Raw genomic sequence first — 1,338 nt, 5'->3', positions numbered from 1 at the left:
GACGCAGCTCGCGGCTGGCCTCATCCCGGGCCTCCCGGGTCGCCGCCAGGCGCCGCGCGACGCCCTGGAGCTCCTCGCCGATGGCGTCGAGTCGCTCCTGGGCCGCCCGTTCGCTGGGTTGGGCGGCCAGCGGGCCGACCAGGCCGAGGGCCAGCAGCAGCACGACGAGGCGCCCCACCCGGCGTCCTGGGCTGGCCATGGCCCGGACCCCGTCAGGAGGTGGGGTCGAGCTCGATCAGTACCCGGCCGGTCATCTCCTCGGGCACCGACTGATCCATCAGGGTCAGCAGGGTCGGGGCGATGTCGCACAGGCTGCCGTCATCGAGCAGCCGCGCCGGGCGCGGGCCCACGTAGATCAACGGTACGTCGAAGGTGGTGTGGGCGGTCTGGGGGTTGCCGGTCTCGGGGTTGACCATCTGCTCGGCGTTGCCGTGGTCGGAGGTGACCAGGCAGGCGCCGCCGACGCGCTCGATCGCTTCCACCACGCGGCCCACGCAGGTATCGACGGCCTCGATGGCCTTGACCGCGGCATCGAAGTCGCCGGTATGGCCGACCATGTCGCCGTTGGCGTAGTTGCAGACGATCAGGTCGTAGTCGCCGGACTCGATGGCCGCCACCAGCTTGTCGGTGACCTCGACGGCGCTCATCTCCGGTTTCTCGTCGTAGGTCCTGACCTCCTGGGGCGAGGGCACCAGCACCCGGGTCTCGCCCGCGTACTCGGCCTCGCGGCCGCCGGAGAAGAAGAAGGTGACGTGGGCATACTTCTCGGTCTCGGCGATGCGCAGCTGGGTCAGGCCGCGGGCCTCCATCACCTCGCCCAGGGTATTGGTCAGCTCGGCCGGGGGGAAGGCGGCCGGGGCGGGAATGTCGGCGGCGTACTGGGTCAGCGTCACCAGGCCGTCGGCGGCGAGCCGCGGCCGCACGCGGCGCGGGAAGCCGTCGAAGGCCTCCTCGACGAAGGCGCGGGTCAGCTCCCGGGCGCGGTCGGCGCGGAAGTTCATGAAGATGGCGGCATCGCCCTCCTCCAGCACCACCGGGGCGCCGGCGGGACGCACGCTGGTGGCGGCGACGAACTCGTCGGTCTCGCCGCGCTCGTAGGCCGCGCGCAGGCCCTCCTCGGCGCTCACCGCCTCGAACTCGCCGTCACCCTCGGTCAGCAGGCGATAGGCCTTCTCGACGCGATCCCAGCGGTTGTCGCGGTCCATGGCGTAGTAGCGGCCGATGAGGGAGGCGACGAAGCCGTTCTCGGCGCCGACCAGCTCGGCGAGGCCCTTGTCGGTGCGCTCGATGGAGGCCTGAGCACTCTTGGGCGGCATGTCGCGGCCGTCCAGGAAACCG

1 protein-coding gene is annotated in these 1,338 nt (G+C 71.8%); it reads right to left on the bottom strand.

The annotated features are described in order from the left end of the window. Positions 1–212: 212 nt before the first annotated feature. Positions 213–1,338: 2,3-bisphosphoglycerate-independent phosphoglycerate mutase (gene gpmI / locus J5F18_RS01010; protein WP_346300515.1), on the bottom strand; the 1,126-nt coding region annotated here is incomplete at its 5' end.

It is taken from the genome of Halomonas sp. BM-2019, assembly GCF_017584085.1.
Note: the sequence above shows the minus strand (reverse complement) of the source record. Positions and strands in the feature narration are given on the sequence as shown.